At 60.2% G+C, this 24,375-nt stretch carries 23 protein-coding genes and 1 pseudogene; 12 read left to right on the top strand and 12 right to left on the bottom strand.

What is annotated here, in order from left to right; genetic code table 11:
* Positions 1 to 4: 4 nt before the first annotated feature.
* The 5 genes from ELH03_RS35070 to ELH03_RS35045 all read left to right on the top strand — a co-directional run bounded on the left by ELH03_RS35070 (position 5) and on the right by ELH03_RS35045 (position 6,334).
* On the top strand, positions 5 to 871 hold the full coding sequence (locus ELH03_RS35070) for a sugar phosphate isomerase/epimerase family protein (protein ID WP_130767521.1): 867 nt from the start codon (positions 5 to 7) through the stop codon (positions 869 to 871).
* 484 nt (positions 872 to 1,355) lie between these two features.
* On the top strand, positions 1,356 to 2,078 hold the full coding sequence (locus tag ELH03_RS35065) for an SDR family NAD(P)-dependent oxidoreductase (RefSeq protein ID WP_130767520.1): 723 nt from the start codon (positions 1,356 to 1,358) through the stop codon (positions 2,076 to 2,078).
* Positions 2,079 to 2,752: 674 nt separating this feature from the next.
* Positions 2,753 to 3,763 carry a sugar ABC transporter substrate-binding protein gene (locus ELH03_RS35055; protein WP_130660188.1) on the top strand — a complete coding sequence of 337 codons (1,011 nt, stop codon included), beginning with the start codon at positions 2,753 to 2,755 and terminating at the stop codon, positions 3,761 to 3,763.
* A gap of 28 nt (positions 3,764 to 3,791) precedes the next feature.
* On the top strand, positions 3,792 to 5,321 hold the full coding sequence (locus ELH03_RS35050) for a sugar ABC transporter ATP-binding protein (RefSeq protein WP_165420557.1): 1,530 nt from the start codon (positions 3,792 to 3,794) through the stop codon (positions 5,319 to 5,321).
* On the top strand, positions 5,318 to 6,334 hold the full coding sequence (locus tag ELH03_RS35045) for an ABC transporter permease (RefSeq protein ID WP_130660190.1): 1,017 nt from the start codon (positions 5,318 to 5,320) through the stop codon (positions 6,332 to 6,334). Before ELH03_RS35050 ends, ELH03_RS35045 begins: the two co-directional genes overlap by 4 nt.
* Positions 6,335 to 6,496: 162 nt before the next feature.
* Here ELH03_RS35045 and ELH03_RS35040 read toward each other — a convergent pair.
* From ELH03_RS35040 to ELH03_RS35030, 3 genes and pseudogenes are all read right to left on the bottom strand, one after another.
* Positions 6,497 to 7,330: pseudogene (locus tag ELH03_RS35040) on the bottom strand (CoA-transferase subunit beta).
* 138 nt (positions 7,331 to 7,468) lie between these two features.
* Positions 7,469 to 8,527, bottom strand: a complete 1,059-nt coding sequence (locus tag ELH03_RS35035; protein WP_245485473.1) for a zinc-binding dehydrogenase — start codon at positions 8,525 to 8,527, stop codon at positions 7,469 to 7,471.
* A gap of 355 nt (positions 8,528 to 8,882) precedes the next feature.
* Complete coding sequence (locus tag ELH03_RS35030) at positions 8,883 to 9,794, bottom strand: LysR family transcriptional regulator (protein ID WP_130660192.1); 912 nt, start codon at positions 9,792 to 9,794, stop codon at positions 8,883 to 8,885.
* A gap of 137 nt (positions 9,795 to 9,931) precedes the next feature.
* Here ELH03_RS35030 and ELH03_RS35025 point away from each other — a divergent pair, with 137 nt between their 5' ends.
* From ELH03_RS35025 to ELH03_RS34995, 7 genes are all read left to right on the top strand, one after another.
* Complete coding sequence (locus ELH03_RS35025) at positions 9,932 to 10,846, top strand: LysR family transcriptional regulator (RefSeq protein ID WP_130660193.1); 915 nt, start codon at positions 9,932 to 9,934, stop codon at positions 10,844 to 10,846.
* Positions 10,847 to 10,889: 43 nt separating this feature from the next.
* Positions 10,890 to 11,048, top strand: coding sequence for a hypothetical protein (locus tag ELH03_RS35020; RefSeq protein ID WP_245504931.1), 159 nt, complete (start codon positions 10,890 to 10,892; stop codon positions 11,046 to 11,048).
* Between the two features lie 77 nt (positions 11,049 to 11,125).
* The gene (locus tag ELH03_RS38725; RefSeq protein WP_130767517.1) at positions 11,126 to 11,560 is read left to right on the top strand and encodes a hypothetical protein; all 435 of its coding nucleotides are present in this window, start codon (positions 11,126 to 11,128) and stop codon (positions 11,558 to 11,560) included.
* Positions 11,561 to 11,688: 128 nt separating this feature from the next.
* On the top strand, positions 11,689 to 12,294 hold the full coding sequence (locus ELH03_RS35010) for a DUF6088 family protein (protein WP_245504929.1): 606 nt from the start codon (positions 11,689 to 11,691) through the stop codon (positions 12,292 to 12,294).
* 636 nt (positions 12,295 to 12,930) lie between these two features.
* Positions 12,931 to 13,716 carry an SDR family NAD(P)-dependent oxidoreductase gene (locus tag ELH03_RS35005; protein ID WP_130660196.1) on the top strand — a complete coding sequence of 262 codons (786 nt, stop codon included), beginning with the start codon at positions 12,931 to 12,933 and terminating at the stop codon, positions 13,714 to 13,716.
* 13 nt (positions 13,717 to 13,729) lie between these two features.
* Positions 13,730 to 14,509, top strand: a complete 780-nt coding sequence (locus tag ELH03_RS35000; protein WP_130767516.1) for a MoaF C-terminal domain-containing protein — start codon at positions 13,730 to 13,732, stop codon at positions 14,507 to 14,509.
* A gap of 9 nt (positions 14,510 to 14,518) precedes the next feature.
* The gene (locus ELH03_RS34995; protein WP_130660198.1) at positions 14,519 to 14,908 is read left to right on the top strand and encodes a nuclear transport factor 2 family protein; all 390 of its coding nucleotides are present in this window, start codon (positions 14,519 to 14,521) and stop codon (positions 14,906 to 14,908) included.
* 21 nt (positions 14,909 to 14,929) lie between these two features.
* On the opposite strand, the gene ELH03_RS34990 is transcribed toward ELH03_RS34995, so the two are convergent.
* The 9 genes from ELH03_RS34990 to ELH03_RS34950 all read right to left on the bottom strand — a co-directional run bounded on the left by ELH03_RS34990 (position 14,930) and on the right by ELH03_RS34950 (position 24,350).
* On the bottom strand, positions 14,930 to 15,871 hold the full coding sequence (locus ELH03_RS34990; RefSeq protein ID WP_130767515.1) for a helix-turn-helix domain-containing protein: 942 nt from the start codon (positions 15,869 to 15,871) through the stop codon (positions 14,930 to 14,932).
* Positions 15,872 to 15,881: 10 nt separating this feature from the next.
* On the bottom strand, positions 15,882 to 16,598 hold the full coding sequence (locus ELH03_RS34985) for an SDR family NAD(P)-dependent oxidoreductase (RefSeq protein ID WP_130660200.1): 717 nt from the start codon (positions 16,596 to 16,598) through the stop codon (positions 15,882 to 15,884).
* Between the two features lie 15 nt (positions 16,599 to 16,613).
* Positions 16,614 to 17,333 carry an ABC transporter ATP-binding protein gene (locus tag ELH03_RS34980; protein WP_003550309.1) on the bottom strand — a complete coding sequence of 240 codons (720 nt, stop codon included), beginning with the start codon at positions 17,331 to 17,333 and terminating at the stop codon, positions 16,614 to 16,616.
* A complete protein-coding gene (locus ELH03_RS34975; RefSeq protein ID WP_130660202.1) occupies positions 17,333 to 18,037 on the bottom strand; it encodes an ABC transporter ATP-binding protein in 705 nt (234 codons plus the stop codon). Before ELH03_RS34975 ends, ELH03_RS34980 begins: the two co-directional genes overlap by 1 nt.
* Positions 18,034 to 19,071, bottom strand: coding sequence for a branched-chain amino acid ABC transporter permease (locus ELH03_RS34970; protein WP_197727276.1), 1,038 nt, complete (start codon positions 19,069 to 19,071; stop codon positions 18,034 to 18,036). The genes ELH03_RS34975 and ELH03_RS34970 overlap by 4 nt, the downstream gene beginning before the upstream one ends.
* The gene (locus ELH03_RS34965; RefSeq protein WP_130656126.1) at positions 19,068 to 19,934 is read right to left on the bottom strand and encodes a branched-chain amino acid ABC transporter permease; all 867 of its coding nucleotides are present in this window, start codon (positions 19,932 to 19,934) and stop codon (positions 19,068 to 19,070) included. The genes ELH03_RS34970 and ELH03_RS34965 overlap by 4 nt, the downstream gene beginning before the upstream one ends.
* A gap of 84 nt (positions 19,935 to 20,018) precedes the next feature.
* A complete protein-coding gene (locus ELH03_RS34960) occupies positions 20,019 to 21,275 on the bottom strand; it encodes an ABC transporter substrate-binding protein (RefSeq protein ID WP_130767514.1) in 1,257 nt (418 codons plus the stop codon).
* Between the two features lie 69 nt (positions 21,276 to 21,344).
* Complete coding sequence (locus ELH03_RS34955) at positions 21,345 to 22,940, bottom strand: GMC family oxidoreductase (protein ID WP_130767513.1); 1,596 nt, start codon at positions 22,938 to 22,940, stop codon at positions 21,345 to 21,347.
* A gap of 3 nt (positions 22,941 to 22,943) precedes the next feature.
* Positions 22,944 to 24,350, bottom strand: coding sequence for an aldehyde dehydrogenase family protein (locus tag ELH03_RS34950; RefSeq protein WP_130767512.1), 1,407 nt, complete (start codon positions 24,348 to 24,350; stop codon positions 22,944 to 22,946).
* Positions 24,351 to 24,375: the final 25 nt, after the last annotated feature.

The raw sequence follows: 24,375 nt of genomic DNA, 5'->3' as shown, positions 1-24,375 counted from the left end.
AGACATGATGAAATACCCCACCGAAAAGCGGATGCTATGGTTGTCCCAGGTCCGCAGCGTCCCCTATCGGCCGCGCGTGGAGCTTGCGGCCAAGAATGGCTTCGGTTGGCTTAGCACTTCTCCGATGGATTACAAGAACACGCGCGCGGGCGGGCTGTCGGACAAGGACATCCGTTCGATCGCCGCCGACAACGGCGTCCGGCTGAGCTACCTTGACCCGCTCACGAGCTGGGTCCCCGACGGCCTGACCCCTGGCGAAGACCCCGACATCAAGCCCTACCTCGACACGACGCCGGACGACTTCTTCCGGATCGCCGAGGCCTTGCAGGTCGACCGCATCCACCTGATCGGCAGCTTTCCGGAGGGTCGTTACACCCTCGACGAGCTGACCGGCTACTACGCGGCGATGTGCGACCGCGCCGCCGAGAACGGACTCAAGTGCCTTATCGAGGCAATGCCGCTCTGGGGCCTGAAGACCGTGGACGAAGTCTGGACGATCGTCAGGGACGCCGGCCGGAAAAACAGCGGAATCATCTTCGACACCTGGCATTATGTCCGCGGCGGCCGCAACGATGCGCTTCTCAAGGAAATCCCGGTCGGAACGTTTGACACCGTACAGATCGCCGATGGTCCCCTTGTCTGCCCGCCGGGGCGCTCGATGAAGCGGGACTGCCTCTCCTATCGGGTGCCGATCGGTCAGGGAGAAATCCCCAACCTTGAAATCCTCAAAATCCTCAAGGACGCCGGGCATATCGAAAGCGTCGGTCCCGAAATCTTCTCCGACGCGCTCGACAAGCTCGAAGGCGACGAGATCATCTCGCGCCTGATGCCGGGTTTCGAAGCCCTTCTCGACGAACTCGACAAAGCATGAACCATTGTGGTCGCGGGCAGGATGTCCCTGCCGCCGGCCGCGTCTCCTCGGAAGTCGCCTGCGATTTTTGCAGATTCCGGTAAAGTGTTTTCCGCGCCACCTACTTCCGATCGTTCGCGTGATTGCTACTGTCCGGCCTGGAGGGGTTTCGGCATCGTCTGCTCGATCGGCCGCCGACGTCGGCGGCCGCGGAATGTCGCCTGTGCATCTGGAGGAACACCGTTTGCGAGCGCTAAGATTCCACAAAGCCAAAGAGCTTCGAATTGGAGAGCGGCTGGCTGGCTTGATCGCCAGCGGGAAATTCTCGGTCGAAAGATCGTGACGGGCCGCGTGACGCTCGACGCCGCGGTAACCGAAGGATTCGAAGAACTCACCAAGAAGGGAACGACCACCTGAATATTCTGGTCAGGATGGCCGACGTTTCCCCCGCCGACCAGACATAGCAGTCGGGCGCTCAAACGACACATCACAGAGGAGGAAAAATATGGGTAGGCTTCAAGGCAAGGTGGCGATCGTCACCGGCGCGGCTCAAGGCATCGGGCGCGCCGTCGCCGAGCTGTTCGCGGCGGAAGGCGCGCAGGTCATCGCTGGAGACGTCAAAAAGCAGCCAGCGGCTCTCCCAGGCATCGTGAACCAGGACCTGGATGTCTCCGACGAAGCCAATTGGAAGGCCGTCGTCGACTTCACACTCCAGGCTCACGGCCGGATCGACGTTCTCGTGAACAACGCGGGGATTGTCTTCAACTATAGGCAGATACTCGACACTAGCCTTGCCGATTGGAACAAGGTGATCGGCGTCAACCTGACCGGATCGTTCCTGGGCATGCAGGCAGTGCTGCCCGCGATGCGCAAGGCCCGCTCGGGGTCGATCGTCAATTTCTCCTCGATCTGGGGGAACGTGGGTGTTCCCGGTGCTGCCGCCTACAACGCCGCGAAGGGCGGCGTCCGCAACATGACCAAGAACGCCGCGGTGTCCTATGCGCCAGACAACGTTCGCGTGAATTCCGTCCATCCCGGGCTCATCCGCACTCCGCTGGTCACGGCCCAGTCCGAGGAGATGAACAACGGCATCATCAGCAACACGCCGATGGGTCGCATGGGAACGCCGGAAGAAGTGGCCCAATGCTGCCTGTTCCTGGCGAGCGACGATTCCTCGTTCGTCACAGGAAGCGAACTGGTCGTCGACGGCGGCTATCTCGCGCAGTAGTTCCGCGAACCCGAGGATACCGAAATGGACGTGATGAACAGCCAGACCGAACCCACGATCGAGCACGGTGGCAGTTGCAATACCATTTCATGGTCCCCAAGGAGTCGGTGCGGGCGGTGACCGAGGGGTTGTATCTCGAATATGTCTCCGAGTGCGAGATAGCCGCGGCCCCATCTGGAGCCGCATCGGCACAACACCCATGAGTATTACTACATGCTCAAGCATGCGGATCGGGCACGAAAAGTGCGAAGTCGGACCTGGGGACTTGATCTACATCCCGCCGAACGCCGTGCATTCGATCTCGCCCCTTGGGAACGAGCCGGTGCGGGGTCTTGCATTCGCGGCGAGTTTCCTTTTCTTGCCCGCGCTTCTACCCCGTAGGCGTGGTTCACCAAGAAACAAGCTCGATGAATTTGCCGAAGTGGGCCGCGATTACATCTCGGATCCTTGATCTGTAAGCATGAAATACGAGCTGAGACCTGAGCATTTAAGCGCGATCGGCTTCGAATGCACTTGGTTTGCGGTTGCCGACTTAGCCGTTTCGCGTCGCGCACCAGAACGACGGTACGGCAGACGCCTTTTTCCCACGGAACGCAAAACTGTTTCCCCCAAGCGCGTCTTTATCCCACTTCGCGACACTAGCATAACCGTGGCCGAGGGAAGAGGAGGAAAATATGTTCAATACCCTTAGACTAGCTTTCGCCACCAGCATTTCCATTTCTGCCGTTATGATCGGAAGCGCCAGCTACGCCGAAACGATGAAGCTTGGTCTCTCGATGCCGACGCTCAATACACCGTTTTTCACGGTATTGGTGAACGCGGCGACCGAACAGGCCAAGTCGTCCGGCGGGGATGTGGTTCAGACGACCAACGCCAACCGCGACGCAAGCCAGCAGGTCACTGACTTCCGTAATCTGATTAACGCAGGGGCCAACGTCATCCTGGCCGGCGTGGTCGATCGTGCCGCCATCAAGCCCGCTCTGGACTACGCGAAAAGCAAGAATGTTCCCGTCGTCATCGTCGACGACAAGCCTGCGGCCGGTGACGTCTACGCAGTGGTGCGGGCCGACAATCTTGCCATGGGCGCGCGTGCCGCGGAAGCACTCGCGGCCGCGATGGCCGACAAGAACACGACGGTTCTCAACATCACTGGCGGACTGACAACGACCAACGGCCGAGACCGCAAGAATGGTTTCGACGAGGCCTTCAAGAAAATCTCGACCGCAACGGTGATCGAGCAGACGGCCAACTGGGATGGCCCGCAGGCCGCTAATGTCGCCTCGACGGTGATGAGCGGCAATTCGGAAATCGCTGGCATCTATCTGGCGACGGACACACTCTACTATGATCCGGTTGCCGCCGCGTTGAAGTCTCGTGGTCGCCTCGCAAAGGTCGGCGAGGTTGGTCACATTGCGGTCGTCGCAATCGACGGCGGTGCGAGCGCTCTCAAAGCCATCCGCGACGGCTATCTGGATGCGACGGTTTCGCAGCCGGTCACCGATTATGCCAAGTACGGCGTCATATATCTCCAGGACGCTCTGGACGGCAAGGAAATGAAGGAAGGTCCGACCGATCACAACAGCACCGTGGTCAAGGACGGTAAGTACTTCGTGGACAATCTGCAGTCTCCCGTCGTGACGAAGCAGAATGTCGACGACAAGGGCCTCTGGGGCAACGCCAAATAGTCACAACATTTGTCCTGGAGTGCTGAATATGCTGGAAAGCCCGTCGGAACAACTTGTCGCAATCGACAGCGCCGTAAAGCGTTTCGGAGGGACCGTTGCTCTGAACGGGCTTTCCATATCGATAAAAAAGGGGGAATCTCACGCCCTAATCGGTCGGAACGGTGCTGGCAAATCTACCCTGGTATCAATCCTGACCGGGTTGCGAGCGATCGATTCAGGGTCCTTTCTCCTGAATGGTGCCGCTCCCCCCGCGTTGAACGATCGAAACGCTTGGCGCGAGGCGGTGGCGTGCGTCTACCAGCACCGAACTCTCGTGCCGGATTTGACCGTGGCCGAGAATCTCTATCTCGGACGGTATCAGGGCAAACAGATGATCTCGTGGCGCGGCCTCAACCGCCAAGCGGCGGCCGCGCTCGAAAGCTGGGATATTCCTATCCTGCCTACCACTCCGGTCCGCGAATTGGGGGTGGGAGAGGCCCAGATGGTGGAAATCGCCCGCGCCCTTAGCCAGGGCTCAAGGTTCGTCATCCTGGACGAGCCGACCGCGCAGCTGATTTCCAGCGAGATCGACCATCTGATCGAGCGGGTGAATGAACTGCGCGCCAAGGGGATCACATTCCTTTTCATCTCACACCACCTCGACGAGGTCCCGAAGGTTTGCGACGCGGTCACCGTGCTGCGAAACGGGCGCGACGTATTGCATGGCAACGCGAGCAAACTCACGACAGCCGAAATCGTTTCCGCGATGGTGGGCGACGAGGGGGCGGGCAAAGCACTCACCTCCAGTGAGAAAGTGTGCCGCCCAGCCTTGCCCACGAGCACGCCGGTGGTACTCGAAGCGAACCTGCGGCTTGATGCATGCGAGGACCCTCTCGGTCTCACGCTGCGGGCGGGCGAGGTCGTGGGTTTCGCCGGACACTCGGGCTCAGGCACCCGTCAAATCGCGCTTGCCCTCGCGGGCCATTATTCAAAATGGTCGGGTGCGATCAAATTGAACGGAAGGGAAATTCCGAAGCCCTGGAAACCGCCAACGGCGGTGAAAAATGGGGTCGCACTTCTACCGGAGGACCGGATAAAGACCGGCCTGGTCGGCGAAATGTCGATCGAAGACAATATGACTCTACCGAGCCTGAAGGCATTCACCAACCGCGTACTTTTGAACGGCAGGGCGCGTCGGAAGTTCGCGGAGGACAATCGGTCCGAGCTCGGCGTTGTCTGTCATTCCGTCAGACAAAATGTCGGTGAGCTGAGTGGCGGCAATCAGCAGAAGGTACTCCTGGGGTCCGCATTGAGCACGAACCCCAGCGTACTTATTCTCCTGCACCCGACCGCGGGCGTCGACATCGCGTCAAAGGCAACCATTCTCGACATCGTTGAGCAACGACGACGTCGAGGACTTGCAGTCATTCTCGTCAGTGACGAGCCAGAAGAACTCGCGTTCTGCGACCGAGTAGAGGTCTGGGTTCGCGGCAAGAAAGTCGTCGAGAAAAGCGGCATGAACGAGGAAGAGCTCGTGTCCGCCATGGAAGGCTTTCACATATCTCGGGAGGAAAAATGACCCACATTCAAACAACGGGCGTCACCGGAACGGACCTCCGTTCCCGCCGGCTCCTCAGCGACCTGTTCCAACCTGAATGGGCGATCGTGCCGGTTCTGGTTGTCGTCATGATCGTAGGCACGCTTCTCAACAACGCGTTCCTCTCCTACGACAACTTTTACGGCGTAGTGCAGCAGGCCAGCGAACTCGGCGTGCTGACCATGGGACTTACCCTGGTTCTGATCGCCGGGAAGTTCGACTTGTCACTCGAGTCGACTTTCGGCCTTGCGCCGATGGCGGGCGTGTACTGCCTCCTCGAAGCAGGTGGCTCGGGCCTCAATCTTGCGAATTCGCCGCTTCTGGCGCTCCTGGTGATCTTCGCCGTGGGTGCCATTATTGGCGCGTTCAATGGTTTGCTGGTGATCTACCTTCGGTTCAACGCCTTCATCGCAACCTTGGCGACGCTGATCCTCCTGCGCGGCATCAGCCTCGGATTGACTCGCGGCGAGACACTCTCCGACCTGCCTGTGCTCCTCACATTCCCAGGAGACTCCACGTTCCTGGGTGTGCCTGTCTCTTTCCTGCTTGCCTTGACCTTGCTCGCCGTTCTTACGGTCTTCCTGTCGCGGCACCGGGTTGGAAGAATGCTTTACGCCGTCGGTGGAAACCAGCAAGCAGCTCGGGTCGCCGGCATCCCGGTGGAGCGTGTCTTGATGGGAGTCTTCATCGTTGCGGGGATCCTTGCTGCGCTGGCAGGGTTGCTGCAGGCGGGCCGGATCGCGTCCATTCCTTCTTCGCTCGGGCAAAATCTGATCTTCAACGCATTTGCGGCCGCGGTCCTCGGTGGAGTCAGTCTCAACGGAGGGCGAGGCACGATCGCTGGTGCGTGTGGCGGTGTGCTGCTGCTCGTCCTCATTCAGGATGTTTTGGTTCTCTCCCAAGTACCCGCCTATTGGATCAACGCGACAACAGGCGGCATCATCCTGATCGCTCTATACATCAGTAAAATTAGTGGGGCGGATAAAGGCAACTGAAGAACTCCGCTGGTTCATTCAAGCTGGAAATGGCGGCCGATTGGCCGCCTTTCTATTTCACACCCTCCGCTGGTCGGAAGATGTGACCGTCCCTTCAATTATCGCGAGACTACGTCGACGGTCCCAATACACACTACAGCAGCTATCGGATGATCAGCGTCGTCACGCCTTCAACTCTTCTTCGATGGCGGAGCGACTGCTCAGCTCTCGTCGCTGTGCTGTGGTAGGTAACGGTGCTGCAGCGGTGCTGGACTCGCCCTTGAGGGCAGCGTCGGTTCTGGCTTTGAGATCGCGCAGGGTCTTCAACTCCAGTTCGCTTGGAGCCGGCGGGACATCCAGGTCCTCCGCGAACTTGACCTTCCAGCCGCAAGTCTCCTGCACCTTCTCTCTGGTCACACCGGGATGAAGCGACATGACGGTGAACTCCTTTTTGGTCACCAGGTCGGGCCTCCAGATCGCTAGGTCTTGAGTCAGCAGCGTAGATCCTTTGGTCGCGATGCCGAGGCGTTCGCGGTGATCGCCACCTTCGCGGTGTCCGAAGGAGGTGACGAAGTCGATTTTATCGACCATGCCGCCGGTCGACTGAACCATGGTGATGTAGATTTCGCCGCACGAGCTTGCGATCTCGGGACGCTCCGCCGCCGGGCAGCCGGGTCTTCGGTTTTTCGTAGCCGCCGATGACGGTCGTGTTGATGTTGCCGAACTTATCGCACTGCGCCGCACCGAGGAAGCCAATCGTGATGCGGCCGCCCTGGAGCCAATAGCGAAACATCTCAGGGACCGAGACCGTCGTCACCGACGTCTCGCAAAGGTCGCCGTCGCCGATGGAGAGAGGCAGAACGGTGGGAGCCGTCCCGGATCGTACCGGATTCATAAATGAGCGTGATGTCGGGAGCGTGGGTCAGCCGGGCGACGTTGCATGCCGCGGAAGGTGCTTCCGATCCCGACGAAGCAGACGTCGGGATCGGACCGCGCCCTGGCGGCCGTGATGGTCATGATCTCGTTTGAGTGAATGGCCGGTTCATTTGGCGGACCTCAGATGTGCGACGCGTCGTTCAAAGTCTTCGCGCGTCGCCGACGGGACTTCGCCATTGATTGCGCGATACCGCCGTGGCGCTTGCGATCGGCTCAGTTTCATTCCATCGACACCAGTATCTTCATCTTTCCGCCGCTTGGGTCGAGGAGTTCGCGGAAGCCCTTTTGCACGACGTCTTCCATCGCGATTTCGGCGTCGACGATCTTCTCGGCCGGATAAAGCCCCGTCCTCATCATCTCGAAGATTCTAGGCCAGATAGTCAGCGGGTAGTTCAGCGAGCCCCGCAGCGTGATGTCCCGCATCGTCAGGTCGAACGGGCTGATCTCAGCGGGGCCGCCCATCAAGCCCACCTGGACGACGGTGCCCTGTGCGCGCACCGCCTGGAGGCAGGCGTGCAGCGCGCGGGGATGGCCTGCGCATTCGATGGCGGCGTCAACCCCGACACCCTCTTCGGTGCCGTCCTTGATCGTGGACAGGAAGTCCGAGGAACCAGGATCGAGGATTGTGACATCGTTCGAGAGCGCCGCGATGCGCGCCCGACGGTTGGTGTTCGGCTCGCTCACAAAAATCCGGGTGACACCTGCGGCAATAGCGGCGAGAACCACCAGCGCCCCGATCGGGCCTGCGCCCGTGATAAGGAGCGTGCCACCAGGCTTCAAACCTGACCGATCAACGGCATGCACCGCGACCGCTGCGGGTTCGACAAGCGCACCTTGCTGGTCGGTCACGTCGTCGGGCATGCGGATCGCATTGTATTCGTGGACGATGGCGCGCTTCGCCATGCCGCCCCATGGCCAATTAAGGCCGACGACTGAGGCCCTTGGCCCCAGGAAGGAGAGATTGCGGCTGCCGAAATAGTCTACTCTTGGGCCGATCTGCGGCTGGATCGACACGCGGTCTCCAGGCTTCAGCGTCTCGACGCCGGGGCCGACCGAGGTCACACGTCCCGCGAACTCATGCCCCAGGATTTGGGGCAGGATTGCCCCGCTATAGGCATTCGGCGTTCTTGGCGTGAAGATCGGGCCGGACTCATATTCATGCAGGTCGGTGCCGCAGATGCCGCAGAATGTCGGCTCGACGATGACCTGACCGTGCTGCGGTGTCTGGGGCTCCGGCGCGTCCTCGACGCGGACGTCATGCCTTCCGTAATAGCGCACTGCCTTCAAAGCGATCTCCTGTCGATTGCGCCAGCCGCATGGCTTCGCGATCGTGACCTTCCTCGGCCGTCCTTTGCAGAAGGACAGCGACGTCGGGCTTTAATCCTGGGGGAGATCGTTCTTTCGCGAAAAAAGCAGATAACCCACCTGATCGAACCTCCCTGCGGCTCCCACTCCGGCGTTGGGCGAGATAATAGCTTTGCCGCAGGTGGTAAAAAGGGATCAAAGCGGAAAACACTTTCCCGCTCGCCGCGAAAATCGACGCGCTAAGTTGGCTTGCGGTGGACTATCCGTCTTGTCCATTTCCAGCCAACTGGCTGGATCGCAGAAACCTTGTCGATATAGGGGGCAATGTCTAGTCGAGTTCTCCCTGCCGCCCCTTTTCCGCGAGGAAGTCCACGACCGTCCTGACGCGTGGCAGCAGGTGTCGCGTTACGGGCCAGACGGCATAGACAGACACTGGGACATCTGCGATCTCATCGAGGACCGAGATCAACGCGCCTGTCTCTAGGTGAGCTCTCACGAGCGAACGAGGCATTTGGCACAGCCCCAAACCCGCCAACGTCGCCGCTACGATAGCCTCTCCGTCTCCGAACTGGTGCGACACGGGTGGCAAGTAGCGGATCGGGGCACCGTTGGAGTCTTTGATGCGCCAGCTCGCGGAGTTGTCTCGCCCAAATCCGCAAATGCAGTCGTGGCGCTGGAGGTCCGCCACGCTCTGAGGTGTTCCTCGTGTTTCCAGGTACGATGGCGCGGCGACCACAACGGATGGCTGCTCGGTGAGCTTCTTCGAAATCAGTCCGGTGCAGTCGCGTGTTTCACCGAACCGAACCGTGAGATCGACACCCTCTTCGACGGGATCGACGATCTTGTCGGTGAACGAGAGCGACAGTGTCAAGCCCGAGTAGCGTCGCGAAAAGTCCAGCAGTAAGGGCATGAGAATCTGGCGACCGAACGCTGCGGGGGAGTCGATCCTCAACCTTCCGGATATGGCTTGGCTTTTCGACAGCAAGGTGGCCTCCGCCGCCTCGATCTCCCCAAGCGCATGTCGAAGGCTCGCGAAATAGGCCTCTCCGTCCGGAGTGAGGCTCAAGCTCCTGGTGCTTCGATGGAGAAGCTTGATCCCGAGTCGCTCTTCAAGTTTCGTGACGCTTTTGCCAACTGCGGACTTCGTGATTCCCAATTTGGCGGCGGCTGCCGTGAAGCTGAGAGCTTCAGCGGAATGCACGAATGCGATGACTCCGTTCAACTGGTCGACCTGGGTCATTGGAAACCTTTGCTCCACACACTGGAGAGATATGAAGCCTTCTGTTCCCTGAGGGTTACATTATTCTACAGCGCACGCGCAAGCAAACCCCGACCATCGACAACCGCTTTCGCGCCAAACGCAAGAATGTGCGGGTCATGGATCGCCTAACCGAGATCGAAGTGTTCATTCAGATAGCGGAGCGCGGCAGCATCACCAAGGCTGCCGATGCGCTCGACATGTCGGTGTCGGCCACAAGCAGAAACCTGCAATCCCTCGAGGAACGCCTCAATGCCAGGCTGGTGCAGCGCACGACCCGGCAACTCAGCCTGACAAGCGAAGGGGAGCACTTCTACCAGCGGGGCAAGGAGCTCATCACCGGAATGCTCGACGCCGAAGCGAGCGTCAGCGCGGGAGCGATGAGCCCGAGCGGGCTGCTCCGCATCAGCGCCTCGCTATCATTTTGCCTTCTGCATCTCAGTCCTCTGATCCCTTCGTTTACTCAGCGATATCCGAAGGTGAGGGTCGAGGTCGTCGTCTCGAACCGCTACTACGATCTCATTGAAAACGGCGTCGACCTCGCGATCCGCACCCGCCGCGTGGAGGCGGACTCATCGATCACTATCCGTCGGCTCGCGGAGACACGGCGGTTGCTCGCGGCGTCGCCCGACTATCTGGCACGGCGCGGAGTGCCGACCAATCCAGGCGACCTCGCAAACCATGACCTCCTGCTCTATACGCTTGCCGACAACTGGAACCACCTGACCTTCCGGAAGAACGGTGAGGCTGTCACGATTCCGGTGGCTGGCCTCCTGAACTCCAATGACGGACAGATAATAAGAAAGGCCGCCTTGGACGGCCTCGGAATTTTGGCGCAGCCGACATATATCATCAACGAGGACCTTCAGTCCGGTCGACTCGTCCGCATCATGGATGATTGGGATTTGCCGCGCCTGACGATGAATATCGCGTATCCGACGCGGCATCATCTCCCAGCAAAGACCCGCCTCTTCATCGATTACCTCGTCAAAGAATTCAAGGACAAGGACTACGAGGCGCTGTGGACCTCGTAGTTGCTTGGAAGTCCACCTTTTTAATATCGAAACCGCGCTCCATTTGGAATCCGCTGCTCTCGTCGACCGTGCCGTTGCTTCGGGGTGGCGGGCCGATGAGGTGCTCACGACGATTATCGCGCTGGGTGACAATCACGCGCTCATGCTTGCCGCCAAGGACGACCTCGAAGCTGCGCTGTCGATCCTGAGAAAGCGCCCTTGACTCCCTCACTGAAAAGAACAAAATGTGAACATTCTTGCGGCAACCTGATATTCCCATTCCGGCGTGGAGGATTTGGCATGCCTACGATTTTGTACAGAAACGATCAGAAAATCTCGCCCGCCGATGTGATGAAGATCGCGGTTTACGCGGAGCACGTCGGCCGACAGTGCTATGACGTTTTCGCGGAAGATGGTTCGAGGTCTCGGTCGGAAGCTCTGTCCCGTCGAGCGCGAGATGTGTCCAATGCACTCGATTTCGGAGACGAACCATATCTCTCGCTGGAGACAACGAAGAACGTTCTTGACCTTCGCGATATGGTCTCTGGCATGTGCTTCGATAGGTTCGGCGAGCGCGGCCATATGGGCAAGACGATGGACCTGCTGGGAATGGCCCGGGACGTGGACGATGTGCTCGACAAGCTCGTTGTCTACCACCTTTCCCCGGAGGAAATGCAAGAGGCCGAGGCTGCTTGGGCACATGAGGGCCAGTTCTTTCCGAAGGATCGGCGATGACAGGACGATACGAACAAGAAGCAAGCGGAAGTCGATGTGGTGGCCATCAATGGCAATTCCTCGATCCATCTCATCGAGTGCAAGGGCTATAGTCCCTATGGCGAGATCCCGGACGGGGAGTTCAAAAGATGGTTACAGCACAATGTGCCGACAGCCTTCATCGTGGTCTCTATGACAAGCCGGGTATCAGCCAGCTGACCGGCAAGATGGTGTTTCCGCCGCGCGCCTCTTTCATCGATGCGATTGCACGGCGCGACAAGCTTCGTGTGTGCGTCGACGGCATGACGGCTGCCAACGATCTTGGCCTGACGACGGCCGTTCCGGCCCGGTCAACGATCTATGCAGATACCTATCCCCGAACCATCGAAATCGAGGCCAATGCCGGCGATGCGCAGGCCACGAAACCGGTCATCTATATCTTGGACTTCAAGCGCATTTCGGCAAAGACCGCTTTCTGGGCAGGCCGACCGGCAATGCGGGTGATCCAGGCCCTCCACTGGTTTCGCGATGAGCGATCCAATCTTGAGACGGTTGTCGATGGTATCGTCCGCTACCTGGCACGAAGCCCGCACAGGCAGCCGATTGTCGAGGATCTGCGCGAAAACATCCACGCCATCCCTGCCTGGATGTACCAGGCGATAGAAACGATAACACGCGACCCGCGGCCCCAGGTGGATGAAGACACTCCAACGGACCAGGATGGGAAGGCTGAACATGCGCCAGAGCTTCATTGAAGTCCTTCGCTCAAGCGCTGACGAGCGGAGATTGGGGAATTGAGGATGTCATTCGTGACTATCTGAACATTGCCCATTTGCCATGAAGCGAAGAGGGCTGCCCATCGGCCGCACTCTTGCCTGAAATCGGGCGTCAACCGGATTCGACTCGAAAGGCTTACGAGGATGGATTGGCGCGTCGTATCTTCCAGCCTCGCCGTCGTCCTCACCATCCGAGCGCGCAATCGCGATGTTCAGCTTAATGGTGGGCACACTTCAGATAGCACGAGCTGTTTTCGATCCCTCGAGGGCGGCGGAGATCATTGAAGGTGGAGTCCAAGCCGCACTGACCCTGGCAAGGACATAGCCAGAGCGCGACGCGAGAGACCAGCTGTATGAGGAAGCGTTGCTCTTGAACCAGTTCGAACCGCCGACCTACCGCTCACTTTCGCCAGCTGCCGAAAAGGAAAGCCTCTGCTGCGTAACGCCAATTTATGGAACTTATAGGCAATTGGCGTCGGCGCAGGCAGGCCGATAGCTATCATCGTCGACCGCTCAAAGCGATCTGTGCATTCTCAGTCAAAACTGACTGCAGACGTGGACACGACGGCTCCGCCGCTTTGGGCCATGATATTCCTCAAAGTGAGAGGAGACATCATGCGCTTCAAGAACAAGACGGCATTGATTACGGGCGGGGGAACGGGAATCGGTGCGGCGGTCGCCCGCCGCATTCGATTGGAAGGTGGGAATGTCACGCTCGTGGGGCGACGTCCCGATCCACTCCACGCAGTTGCCGAAGAGATCGGAGCCACGATCGTTGTCGCCGATGCAGCCGACGGCGCCAGCATGAAGGCTGCCGCCGTTGCCGTCGTCGAGCAGTTCGGCAGGCTGGATATTCTCGTGGCCAATGCCGGCGGCCATGGTGTCGGCCCTACTGTCAGCATGTCGGACGAGACGTGGGATCTGGCGACCAGGCTCAACCTCAACACGGCCTTCGTCAGTGCGCGCGAAACGCTGCCGCATTTGATCGAGAGCAAAGGCAATATCGTCGTGCTTGCCTCGATCGCGGGGCTTTTTGCCGGTCCGGATGCCGCAGGCTACGTCACCATGAAACATGCTTGTATCGGCCTGGCGAAGTCGCTGGCTCGGGACTACGGCCGCCTCGGTGTGAGGACCAACACCGTTTGCCCCGGCTGGGTGACGACGGCGATGGCCGATGAGCAGATGGAATTCATCATGGAAAAATTCAAGCTGAAGGGCATTGAGGAAGCTTATGCCCTGGTGACGAAGGACGTGCCGCTTGGCTGTCCCGCAACGCCTGAAGATGTCGCCAATGCAGTCTGCTTCCTGGCCTCGGCCGAAGCCGCGATGGTCAACGGTGCCATACTGACGGTCGACGGCGGAGCCGGGACCGTCGATCTGCCCACGCTCGCATTCACCTGAGGAGGAGACGATAATGAACCAGAATCCGAAAGACTGGAAAACCTACGATCAGTTCGCATACGGTATCGACGCGAACCGTTTGCCAGCGACGAATGCCCTTTCCGGCTCATCCCACACGATTGCATTTGACGACGGTCGCAAGCTTGAGCTCACCTTTCACGAAAACGAGGTGCAATGGTCGGACGCCGATGGCAGCGCAACCGACAAGGTCGAAGTCATCGAGGTTGCGCCCGACACCTTCTTCGTCGAAGTCCTTTTCGCGCGTCGACCCAAAGAAGCCGAGACCTTGATCCTGAACGTTTCCAGCCGCCGCGTTCTCTCGATCTATTCGATTGTGCGCGAAAAAGAGGAATCTGTCGGCGAGCCGCAGGTGGCGCAGATTTTCCGACCCGGTATTCTCGAAGGCGGCGCGGTCAGCGGACCGGTGCCCGCCGAAAGCCGCGACCTGATCGGGCTGAGGGCGCATTTCACCTATAGCCCGAACCACGTCTACGAACATACCTATCTCTCGTCGCAACGCTATGCATGGCAATGCCTTGTCGGCGTGCAACGCGGGCACGGTGACGTCGACCTGACGACCACCTACAAGTTCGACGATGATCAGTACATCTTCACCTTCCGCGAATTCAAGATCGCTGTCGCCTCGACATTCTTCTACAATTTCAAGGATATGCGTTCGACAGGCAAATTCCTTGGCATCACTGGTGATGGCCATATCCAGAACAGCCCGGCCGGTGCCTTTATCCGCAAGGCGTCGATGACCTACTATCTCCCCGGGCAGGAACCAGTTTGAGGCAGAACGATGCGCACAGCCTATGAAATCGTGAAGGCACACTACGACGCCAACGCGCGTAGGGATATGAACGGCATGCTCGCCGACATCGCCGCCGATTGCCGATGGACGGAAATGGATGGCTTTCCCTGTGCCGGCACCTATGTCGGTCCTCAAGAGGTTTTCAAAAACGTTTTCTTCGCACTCGGAGAAGCCTTCGACGGCTACACGTTCGCCCTGGAACGGCTGCTGGACGCAGGCAGCGATGTGATCGGAATCGGTGATTATGCCGGGACTTACAGACAGACCGGCAAGTCCTTCAAGGCGCGTGTCGTTCACGTCTGGAGCGTCGCAGACGGCAAGATCCGGCGCTTCGAGCAATTCACCGACACGCTGCGTGTGGCGGACGCAATGCGATAAACGCGTGGCGGCCTCGCGGATTCACGCCGGGCCGCCCTTTCGCCAATCGGAGGGCGAAAGCGCATAGCGGCCACGAAACGCCCGGGAGAAATGCGCGCTCGAAGAAAACCCAAGCGCAAAGGCAATCTCCGATATTTCGCCCGGGCGGCATGTAGCGTCCCGTAGTCGGGACGCGGCTCTTTCCAGCCGCAGGCTCCAGATATAGTCGGCAGGCGTCGTGCCCTCGGCCTCAAATGCACGATAGACGTAGCGAATGGAACAACCCATGCGGCGCGCGATCATGCCGACATCGAGATCGGGCCGCGAGATGTGGTCCGAGACAAAGTCCTTCACACGCCGACGCAGCAGGTCAAGGGAATGGGGGCTTGATCGTTCCCGCTGCGGATCGACGCCGATCATGGTGCGAACGAGCTCGATCATCGTCTGGCCGAGGCTGGCACGCACCGTGTCGTCCAACCTGCCGATCTCCCGGATTGTCGAATCCATCAGCGAAAGCAGGATGCGCTGCATCCCCGCATGTTCAGGCATGGCGACAAACGGCTCCATCAGCCGGTTGACCGCTTGAACTGGAAGCGCGCGACGCGGCAATTGCAAGAGAAGCAGGCGGACAGCCGTTCTGTTGGTCAGCACATAGGGACGGCTTGGATCATACATGATGCTCGCGCCGGCGCCGACGAGAACGCTACGGCCATTTTGGTTGAGGGACGAAAAGCCATGTGTCTGGAAAACCAATTTGATGGCATCGGGAGAGTCCGAGCCGAGGGTCACGCGCTCGCCAAAAACAGTGTGCGTATCGGCTTCCAGCAGCGTCAGGCGGCAGGTGCCGAGCATTGCCGACAACAGCCGGCTTTGATTTTCGTCACCCGATTGAAAATCGAGCCGCACATTGCCGAACAAGCTGCGGGCAACGCTTGGAAAATCCCTTCCCCCTGCAACTTTAACGGATGAGAAAACCGGTTCCATGCTGTCTTCCTCATGAGGTCAGGTAGCCGCCGTCGACCGGCAGGCAGACGCCGGTTATGTAGCGTGCTGCCTCGGACGACAGGAAGACGATCGCGTCGGCGACTTCCGCCGCCTCGCCCCATCGTCCCGCCGGTATGCGGTTTCTGATCGGCGCCGAAACGACTTCATCGGCAAACAACGCCCGGCTCAGCGGCGTTACGATCCAGCCTGGCGCGACAGCGTTGACGCGGATATTCTCCGCCGCAAGTCCCTGCGCCAACGACTTTGTCAGTTGTACGATCGCTCCCTTGCTGGCCGAATAACCTGGCCGATCGGCCGCGCCGAACGTCGAATACATGGACGCAATGTTGATGATGGACGAACCGGATTTCATCCGGCCGCGGCCCAAGCGACAACAATCCATGACCGACGTCAGGTTGATTGCAATGACCTCATCGAACTTCTCTTTCTTCCATTCGTCGCGATCGCGGCTGACACCGGTGCAATTCACGAGCACATCAATCTGATTGAGGCTCGCGAAGAAATCGTCGAGAGCGCCGGGCTGAAGGACGTTGATGTCCCGGCTCTCGATCCGCTCGCTGCGTGGTCCGCCGGCGGCGCCAAGGCCGCAGCAGACGACCCGGGCACCGAGCGCAGCAAAACGCTCAGCCGTCGCAGCCCCAATGCCCGATGTTCCGCCGGGGATAACGACCGTGCGGCCGGTAAAAAGATCGTTGGCAAAGGTCATCGTCTCTCCTTGAGATCAGCTGGCGAGATAGGCGCCATGCAGGATTTCGGGATTGGCCCTCAACGTCGCGGAAGCACCGTCATAGACCAGCCGGCCGCGCTCCATGACCATCGCGTGATCGGCCAGATCTAGAGCAAGGTTGGCGAACTGTTCGATCAGGAGCACGCCGATGCCGTTTTGGGCCGCTATCTTTAGTGCTTCCGCCAGCCGCTTGACCACAGCCGGCGCCAGCCCAAGCGAAAGCTCATCGACCACCATGAAGCCTGGCTTGGCGATAAACGCCTGCGCCATCGCGACCATCTGCTTCTGGCCCCCCGAGAGATCGGAAGCCAGTTGGCGTTTGCGCTGGGCAAGTTCGGGAAATATTTCATAGGCTCTTTCGAGTCCCTCGCGGCGGGCGGAAGGCGATCCATCGAAGGCAGCAACGAGAATGTTGTCTTCCACCGACAGCTGGCCCAGCACCCGATGGCCCTCCGGCACCAGCGCCAGGCCGGCCCGGCGGATGCGATCGGGAGAAAGCCCGGTGAGCGACGTCGCGTCGAGCCGCATTCTGCCGCCAGCGATAGGCAGGACGCCAGCAAGCGCCATAACGGTGCTCGACTTACCGGCGCCGTTGGCACCCAGCAACGCGGTGATTTCTCCGCTTTTGATGGCAAAGGAGACATCGTGGATGACCCGTTTGCCCCCGCGCTCGACGGCGAGATTTTCAACGACCACGGATGAGATCGCTGCCATCAGAATTCCCCCAGATAGGCGCGACGCACGTTCGGGTCGGCAAGCACCGCTTCCGTCGGCCCCAGCGCCAGCAGCTTTCCATAGTCGAGCACCATCGTCTCGCTGCACATCGCCCGAATGAGCTCGACGTCGTGATCGATCACCAACACTTGCGCTCCGACTTCGGCGGGGATGCGCAAAACGATCTCGCGAAACATGCTGCCCTCCTCTTCCGTCAGGCCGGCGGCCGGTTCATCGAGCAGGATGAGCCTGGGATTGCCGATCACGCATTTGCCGAGCTCGACCAGACGGCGCTGGAACAGATTGAGCGACTGGCCGAGCTTATCGGTCACCGTTCGGAGGCCGACAAAAGCAAGAGCAGCATCAATGGCCGCGGCGCGATTTAGCGGCGCCACTACATGATCCGCAATCGCGGCGAGATTGCCCGACACCGTCAGATCCTCGACGACCTGCTCAGTCTGGAAAGACCGGCGAAGGCCGGCGCGCACGCGCTGCAGCGGTGCAAGGTCCAGCAGTTGTTCGCCATTCAGTGCGACGCTGCCACGAGCCGGCCTGACGAAACCTGAGAGAACATTGAGCAAGGTTGTTTTACCCGCACCGTTCGGGCCAATCAGACCGGCGATTGGCGCAGCGAGGGTCGCAGTCAATTCATTGATCGGCTTGACGCCGCCGAACTGGACGACAAGGTTGTCGATGGCGATCATCGCGCCCTCTCCTTTGCCGAACCGAACCGCAGCCGCGCGATCAGCGAGGCGATCTGTCCGGCGATGCCGGATGGTGCCGTCGCCAATGCCTGGAACAGAGCGACGCCGAAAATACCGATGGTCACATATCCATCGATCCCGAGATCGGTCAGCAGCGCCGGCACCGCCCGCAGCAGCAGCCCGGCAATCAGCGCTCCGTACCAGTTGTAGACGCCTCCGACGATCGCCAGGGCGAAGAGGTTCAGGCTTTCGAAGGCGCCAAACGCACGACCATCGAGCTGACCGACATTTCCGGCAAGCAGTGCACCAGAAACGCCCGCGAGGAAGCCGCTGAGCGCGAATGCCCATGCCTTGTAGGTCAGCACATTGACGCCGCTTGCAATGGCGACCGTCTCGCCCTTGCGGATCAGAGCCCAGGCGCGGCCGGGTCGTCCCAGTTTGTGCCATTGGGCGATCAGCAGAGCGATCGTCGCGGCAAGGCAAACATAGAGGAAATAACCGACGGCTCCCTCGGCGATTTCAGGCCGGGGGAGCATGGCACGGCCGGAACCGTCGGCGCGGCCGAGAAAACCGTTGCCGCCGTCGGGAAAGCCCCAGGCGCTGATGATGATCTGAAACGCGCCCGCCAGCATCAGCGTGACAAGGGCAAGATAAAGCCCCCTCAAGCGCAGCGCCGGCAAGCCGAAGGCAAGGCCGACCACGGAAGCGACGATGCCTCCGGCCAGAAGGCTGATTTCGAACGGCGGGTGAAAGGCGTGGCCGACACGAAGCGTTACCCAGCCGCCAACCCCAACGAGCGCGAATTGGCAGAGCGAGACGAGGCCGAGCTGCCCATAGAGGATCGCCAGCCCCGCCACCGAGAGCGACAGCGCCACCGCCGACGTTGCCGCCGACAGCCAGTAGGAATTGGCAAGACACGTGACCACGGCAGCAAACAGAGCCATCGTCGCGGGAACTTGAAGAAGCTGTTTGGGAAACCGGGCCACCGGAACGCGCTCCGGTAGTGCCTGTATGGTCTGCTGCGAAGTCATCATCGGTCCTTCAACACGGCCTTGGCCGTACTCCCCAAGATCGTGACCGCGACGAGCGCGATAATGAAAGGTGCGGCCGCGCGATAGGGTGAGATCCAGCCGACCGGGGTGAGCGCAGCTTCGGCAATGCCGATCAGAAGCCCAGCGACAGCCGTTTCCCAAAGCGAGCGCAACTGGCCAAGAATTGCCGCCGCGATCGCTGGGATCACCAGCAAAGTCAGGAACGTGCCCTGGAGGCGGACGAGGTCGGCAAGCAGCAGGCCGGCGAAACCGGAAAAAATGCCGGTAATGACCCATGCCGCCGTTTCTGTGTAGAGAATGCGAACACCGAGAATTGCGCTCAGGTCGCGGTCGTTGGCCAAGGCTCGCATGTCAAGGCCCAGGCGCGTCCGATTGAGCAGCAGTGTGATCGAGCCAACCATCACCACAGCAAGCAGGATGGCGATGATGCGCGTATAGGTCAGGCGAACACCGAAGAGGGAAACGAACATCTGGTCGGTCGGAAACTGCAGGCGACGCGGCAGCTCACCCCAGATAATTCCCATCAGGGCGATCAGCACCAAGGCCGGCGCCAAGGTCCCGACGGCACGCACGACCGTATCGCGATGCGATAGCATAGGCGCAAAGATCCGCCCGTAGAGAAAGCTGATGGCCGTGGACACGACGACGGCCGCGAGGATGGCCACGGAAAGCGGCATTTTCCATTCGAGAAGCTGCCAGGCGCAATGCGCGCCGATAGCACCAAACGCGCCGAAGGCGAAGTTAAGGACCCCGGTTGCCCGAAAGAGGATGACAAGGCCGACGCCTGAGAGGGCATAGACGGCCCCAATTCCGAGACCCGATATCAGAAATGGTAAAAAGGTCATGAGCGGATTCCGATGTGCGGCCGAAGAGACGGCGGGCAGCGTATCCCGTGGCCCGGACCACGGGATGATGCGTGATGCCTCAATTTACGGAGCTATTCCGGCGCTCTTTTCAAAGGCGCGGATGTCGGCCAACTCCGGATCGGGCGATGGCGCGCAATCGGAAATCACCTTCCACTTGCCGCCTTCGCTGACTGCCATGCGCGTCGTTGAATTTGCATTGTGGCGCGGCTGACCATCGCCGAAATACCAAGGCGCACAGAAAATATCGCTGGCAAAGCCCTTGACCTGCCGGATCGCGGCACTGGTGCTTTCGCGCGTGATGTCCTTGGGATCAAGTGACATCAGCGCCTTCTCGGCAATCCGGGCGGCAAGATATCCGGCCTGGGCGAACGTGTCGCGCGGATCGGACGGCTGGCCATATTTGTCCATGACGGCAAGCCAGTTCTGATTGTCGGGCGTCGCGGCCTCGAGATCGTTGAACTCCATGTTGACATAGAAGTTTCCATCCCAGCCTGCGCCAATTGTACCGGGCACCGAAAGGTCATAAGCCGATGCCGCGCTCAGGAACTTGATGGTCTGGTTGAGCCCCTGTTCTTCGGCCGCGGTCAGAAGCGGGATTGTGACGCCCTTGGGAAGGCCGAGGATAATGACATCAGGCTTGGAAGCCGCCGCCTGCAGGATGATCGAGGTCGAGTCGGCCGTACCGGGATCCATCAGGATCGTTTCGGCCGTAAAGCCTTTTTCCTTGGCCAGGGACTTAATGCCGTCGCAGGACCATGTACCGACGTTCGGGATGTTCGGACCGATGCAAACGACCGACTTTGCCTTGAGCTGATCTAAAGCGTAGCCCATGGCGCCCAGCGTGGAGACGCGCGGCCCGGCATTCGTCGCGGCGTAGTTTTCCGCAAAGAAGCACTCGCGAGGAACGCCGACGCCAGCGACGACGACAATGCCGGACTTCTTGTAGAAATCCGCGTTTGCGCCACATTCGACAAAGCTCGAATTGCCGACCATCAGCACTGCCTTCTCATCGTTGACGAGCTTGGCGGCCAGCTGAGCGGCCGTCTCAGGATTCCACTGATCGTCTTCGACCAGATATTTGACCGGTCGCCCCTTGACGCCGCCATTGGCGTTCAAGCAGTCGAAATAGGCCTTGGCGGCCCTGGTCGAATTCGAAAAATCGTCCGGACCGGTTTTGCCGGTGATCGCACCGATGACAATCGGTTCGCCGGTCGCGGCTTTGCCGGTATTGTCGCCGCAGGACGCAGCGGCATGAGCACTGAATGCCGAAAGCAGCATCAGGCCGAGGCCGACCACCAGCCCCCTCATATCTATTCTCATCGTTTCCTCCTCCAGTTTCCGTTATTGTCCGCACTCCCCGCGAACGTCTTCCATCGTGGAATCTCTGCCTCAGCCGGCGATCGCCTTGCCTGTCATGAAGGCGGCCGCGCGCGCCGCAATCATCATCACCGGAGCATTGGTGTTGCCCGATACCAGCGTCGGCATCACCGACGCGTCGCATACCCTCAGACCCTCGACGCCGCGCACTTTCAGATCGGCCCCGACAACCGCCATCGGATCGTCAGCTCGCCCCATGCGCGCCGTGCCCGCCGGATGGAAAACGGTCTTGGCGGTCTGGCGGATGTAGTCTCGCAATGCCGCGGGATCACTTTCGACCCCCGGTTTCGGCAGGACGCGTCGCTTGATAAGCTTCGCAAGTGCTGGCGCATCCAGAATGCGGATCGCTGTCTCGACACCGCGCACCAACGTATCGAGGTCGGCCGGGTCCGAGAGGAGATTGGCGTTGAACTCCGCCTTGTCATTCGGGTCGGCGCTTCTGAGGCGAATGGTGCCGCGCGAGCGCGGCCTGAGGTAACAGGGGCCGATGCTGAGACCATGACCGGGTTCGGGATCGCGGTCGACGAAACCCACAAGAACCGGCAGGACATGGAACTGAACATCCGGCTGGCCGGTGCCGGCCGTATCCACGAAACCACCGCATTCGACCACGTTCGACGAAAGCAGGCCACGATGCGACAGCAGGTAGCGCGCCATGTGTCCGGCGGCGCGAATCCCGCTGTCATGCCCAAGGATGGAGATCGGCTCGTGGGTCTCGCCTTGAACCGGCGCTTCGAGATGATCCTGATAGTTTGCGCCGACGCCCGGCAGATCAGCCACCACATTGATACCGTGAGAGCGGAGATGCTCGGCCGCGCCAATGCCCGAAAGCTGCAGGATCTTGGGTGTCGCGATCGCCCCCGCCGTCAGGGCGATTTCCTTGGAAGCGGTGAATATGGTGCCGTCCTGCAGCGCCACACCCGTCGCGCGCCGACCCTCGAACAGGATGCGGGCGACCTTTCGTTCGGTCAGGACCGTGACGTTCGGCCGTGTCTCCGCGTCGCGCAGAAACGCCTGCGCGGAACTCCAACGACGTCCCCGATACGTCGTGCTCTGGTAGAACCCGACCCCTTCCTGATTGGCGCCGTTGAAGTCCGGATTATACGGAATGCCGACTTGCGTGGCTGCCTGAACGAAGGCTTCGCTAAGCGGGTGCCGGTGACGGGGGTTCGAGACGTGCAGGCCGCCGCTGCGGCCATGAAACTCGCCATTGAGGCTTTCGTTGTTCTCGAGCGATCGGAAAGCCGGCAGTACATCTTCGTAGGACCAGCCATGACACCCCATCTGCGACCAGGTATCGTAGTCGTTCTTGTGGCCACGGATGTAGATCATCGCATTGACGGAACTGCCGCCGCCAAGCACGTTTCCTTGCGGGGTAATACAAGGGCGACCATTGAGGCCCTTCTCCGGCTCGGATGCATAAGGGTGAATGTCGACCCCCTTGCCGAGGACCTTGAAAAAGGTCGCCGGAACATGGATCCAGGGGTCGGCGTCACGCCGACCGGATTCGATCAGCAGAACCTTATTTTGCGGGTTCTCGGAGAGCCGGTTTGCCAGTACGCAGCCGGACGATCCGCCGCCGACGATAATATAGTCGAAGTTGGTCATGGCTCAGCTCAACACCGTCTGGATCGTGGTAAATTCCTTCAGCCCTTCGGCGCCGAACTCGACACCCATGCCCGATTGCTTGACGCCGCCAAAGGGCGCGTTCGGCTGGATCGTTCCGTGCTTGTTGATCCATACCGAGCCGCATTCGAGCTGCATGGCATAGCGCTTGGCTTTTTCGGCATCCGCCGACCAGACCGAGCCGCCAAGCCCGGCGGGATTGGTGTTGGCGCGGGCGATGACCTCGTCGATATCGGTATAGCGAATGATCGGCAGCGCCGGCCCGAACTGCTCTTCGTCGACGAGACGCACGCCATGGTCGACGTCGGCAACAAGCGTGATCGGATAGAAATAGCCCGGCCGATCGATCGGCGCGCCGCCGGCGAGAATGCGGCCGCCATTGGCGCGCGCGTCATCGACAAGTTCGCGAACTTTGTTGAACTGCATTTCGTTTTGGACCGGGCCAAGAATGCTGGTTTCGTCAAGGCCGTCGCCGATCACGATCCTGCCGGCGTAGTCGGCAAGCCGTGCACAGACGTCTTCATAAATGCTGTCGTGCACATAAAGACGCTTCAGCGCTGCGCAGGTCTGGCCGTTGTTGATGAAGGCTCCCCAGAACAGGCCCTCGGCGATCTGCGCAGGGTCGGCATCGGGAAGCACGATACCGGCATCATTGCCGCCAAGCTCGAGCGTCAGGCGTTTCAACGTCGCGACAGCCGAGGCCATGACCTTCTTGCCGGTCTCGGTCGAGCCCGTGAAGGTCATCTTGGCGACACCGTCATGGGCGGAAAGTGCTGCACCAATGCTGTTTTCGCCGGTGATGACATTGACAACGCCGGGCGGCAGCACTTCGTTCATGATCTCGACAAGACGGATCGTCGACAGTGGCGTCAGCGGCGAAGGCTTGATGATGACCGTATTGCCGGCCCGCACCGCCGGCACGATATGCCAGCATGCGATCATCACCGGCCAGTTCCAGGGTGTGATCGAACCGACGACGCCAATTGGCTTGCGATGCAATTCGACACGGCCCTCATTGTCGTCCTGCAGGATCTCAACCGGCAGATTCAGTTCGGCCGTGTGGCGTGTCCAGGCAAGCGCGCCGCCGATTTCGAACCGGGAGCCGAGACCATTGAGAGGCTTGCCCTGCTCCAGCGTCAAAAGGCGTGCAAGTTCCTCGCCATTGGCCGCGATCTTTTCGGCAATGGCGCGACAGGCGGCCTGGCGCTCTTCTTCCGACACCTGGCTCCAAGTGCGAAAGGCGACTGAAGCTGCGGCAACGGCATGGTCGAGATCCGCCGGCGTCGCCAGCGGCATCTGACCGACGATTTCGCCGGTCGATGGATTGCGAACCTCGGCATAGGTTGCGGTCTCGATGCGTGCTCCGCCGATGAACAGACTGTACTGCTTCACGATTGGCTCCTCCCTGAGCTTTGGA

This window comes from Rhizobium beringeri (assembly GCF_004306515.1).
Taxonomy (GTDB): domain Bacteria; phylum Pseudomonadota; class Alphaproteobacteria; order Rhizobiales; family Rhizobiaceae; genus Rhizobium; species Rhizobium beringeri.
The sequence above is the reverse complement of the archived record's forward strand: the minus strand, read 5'-3'. Positions and strand labels throughout refer to the sequence as shown.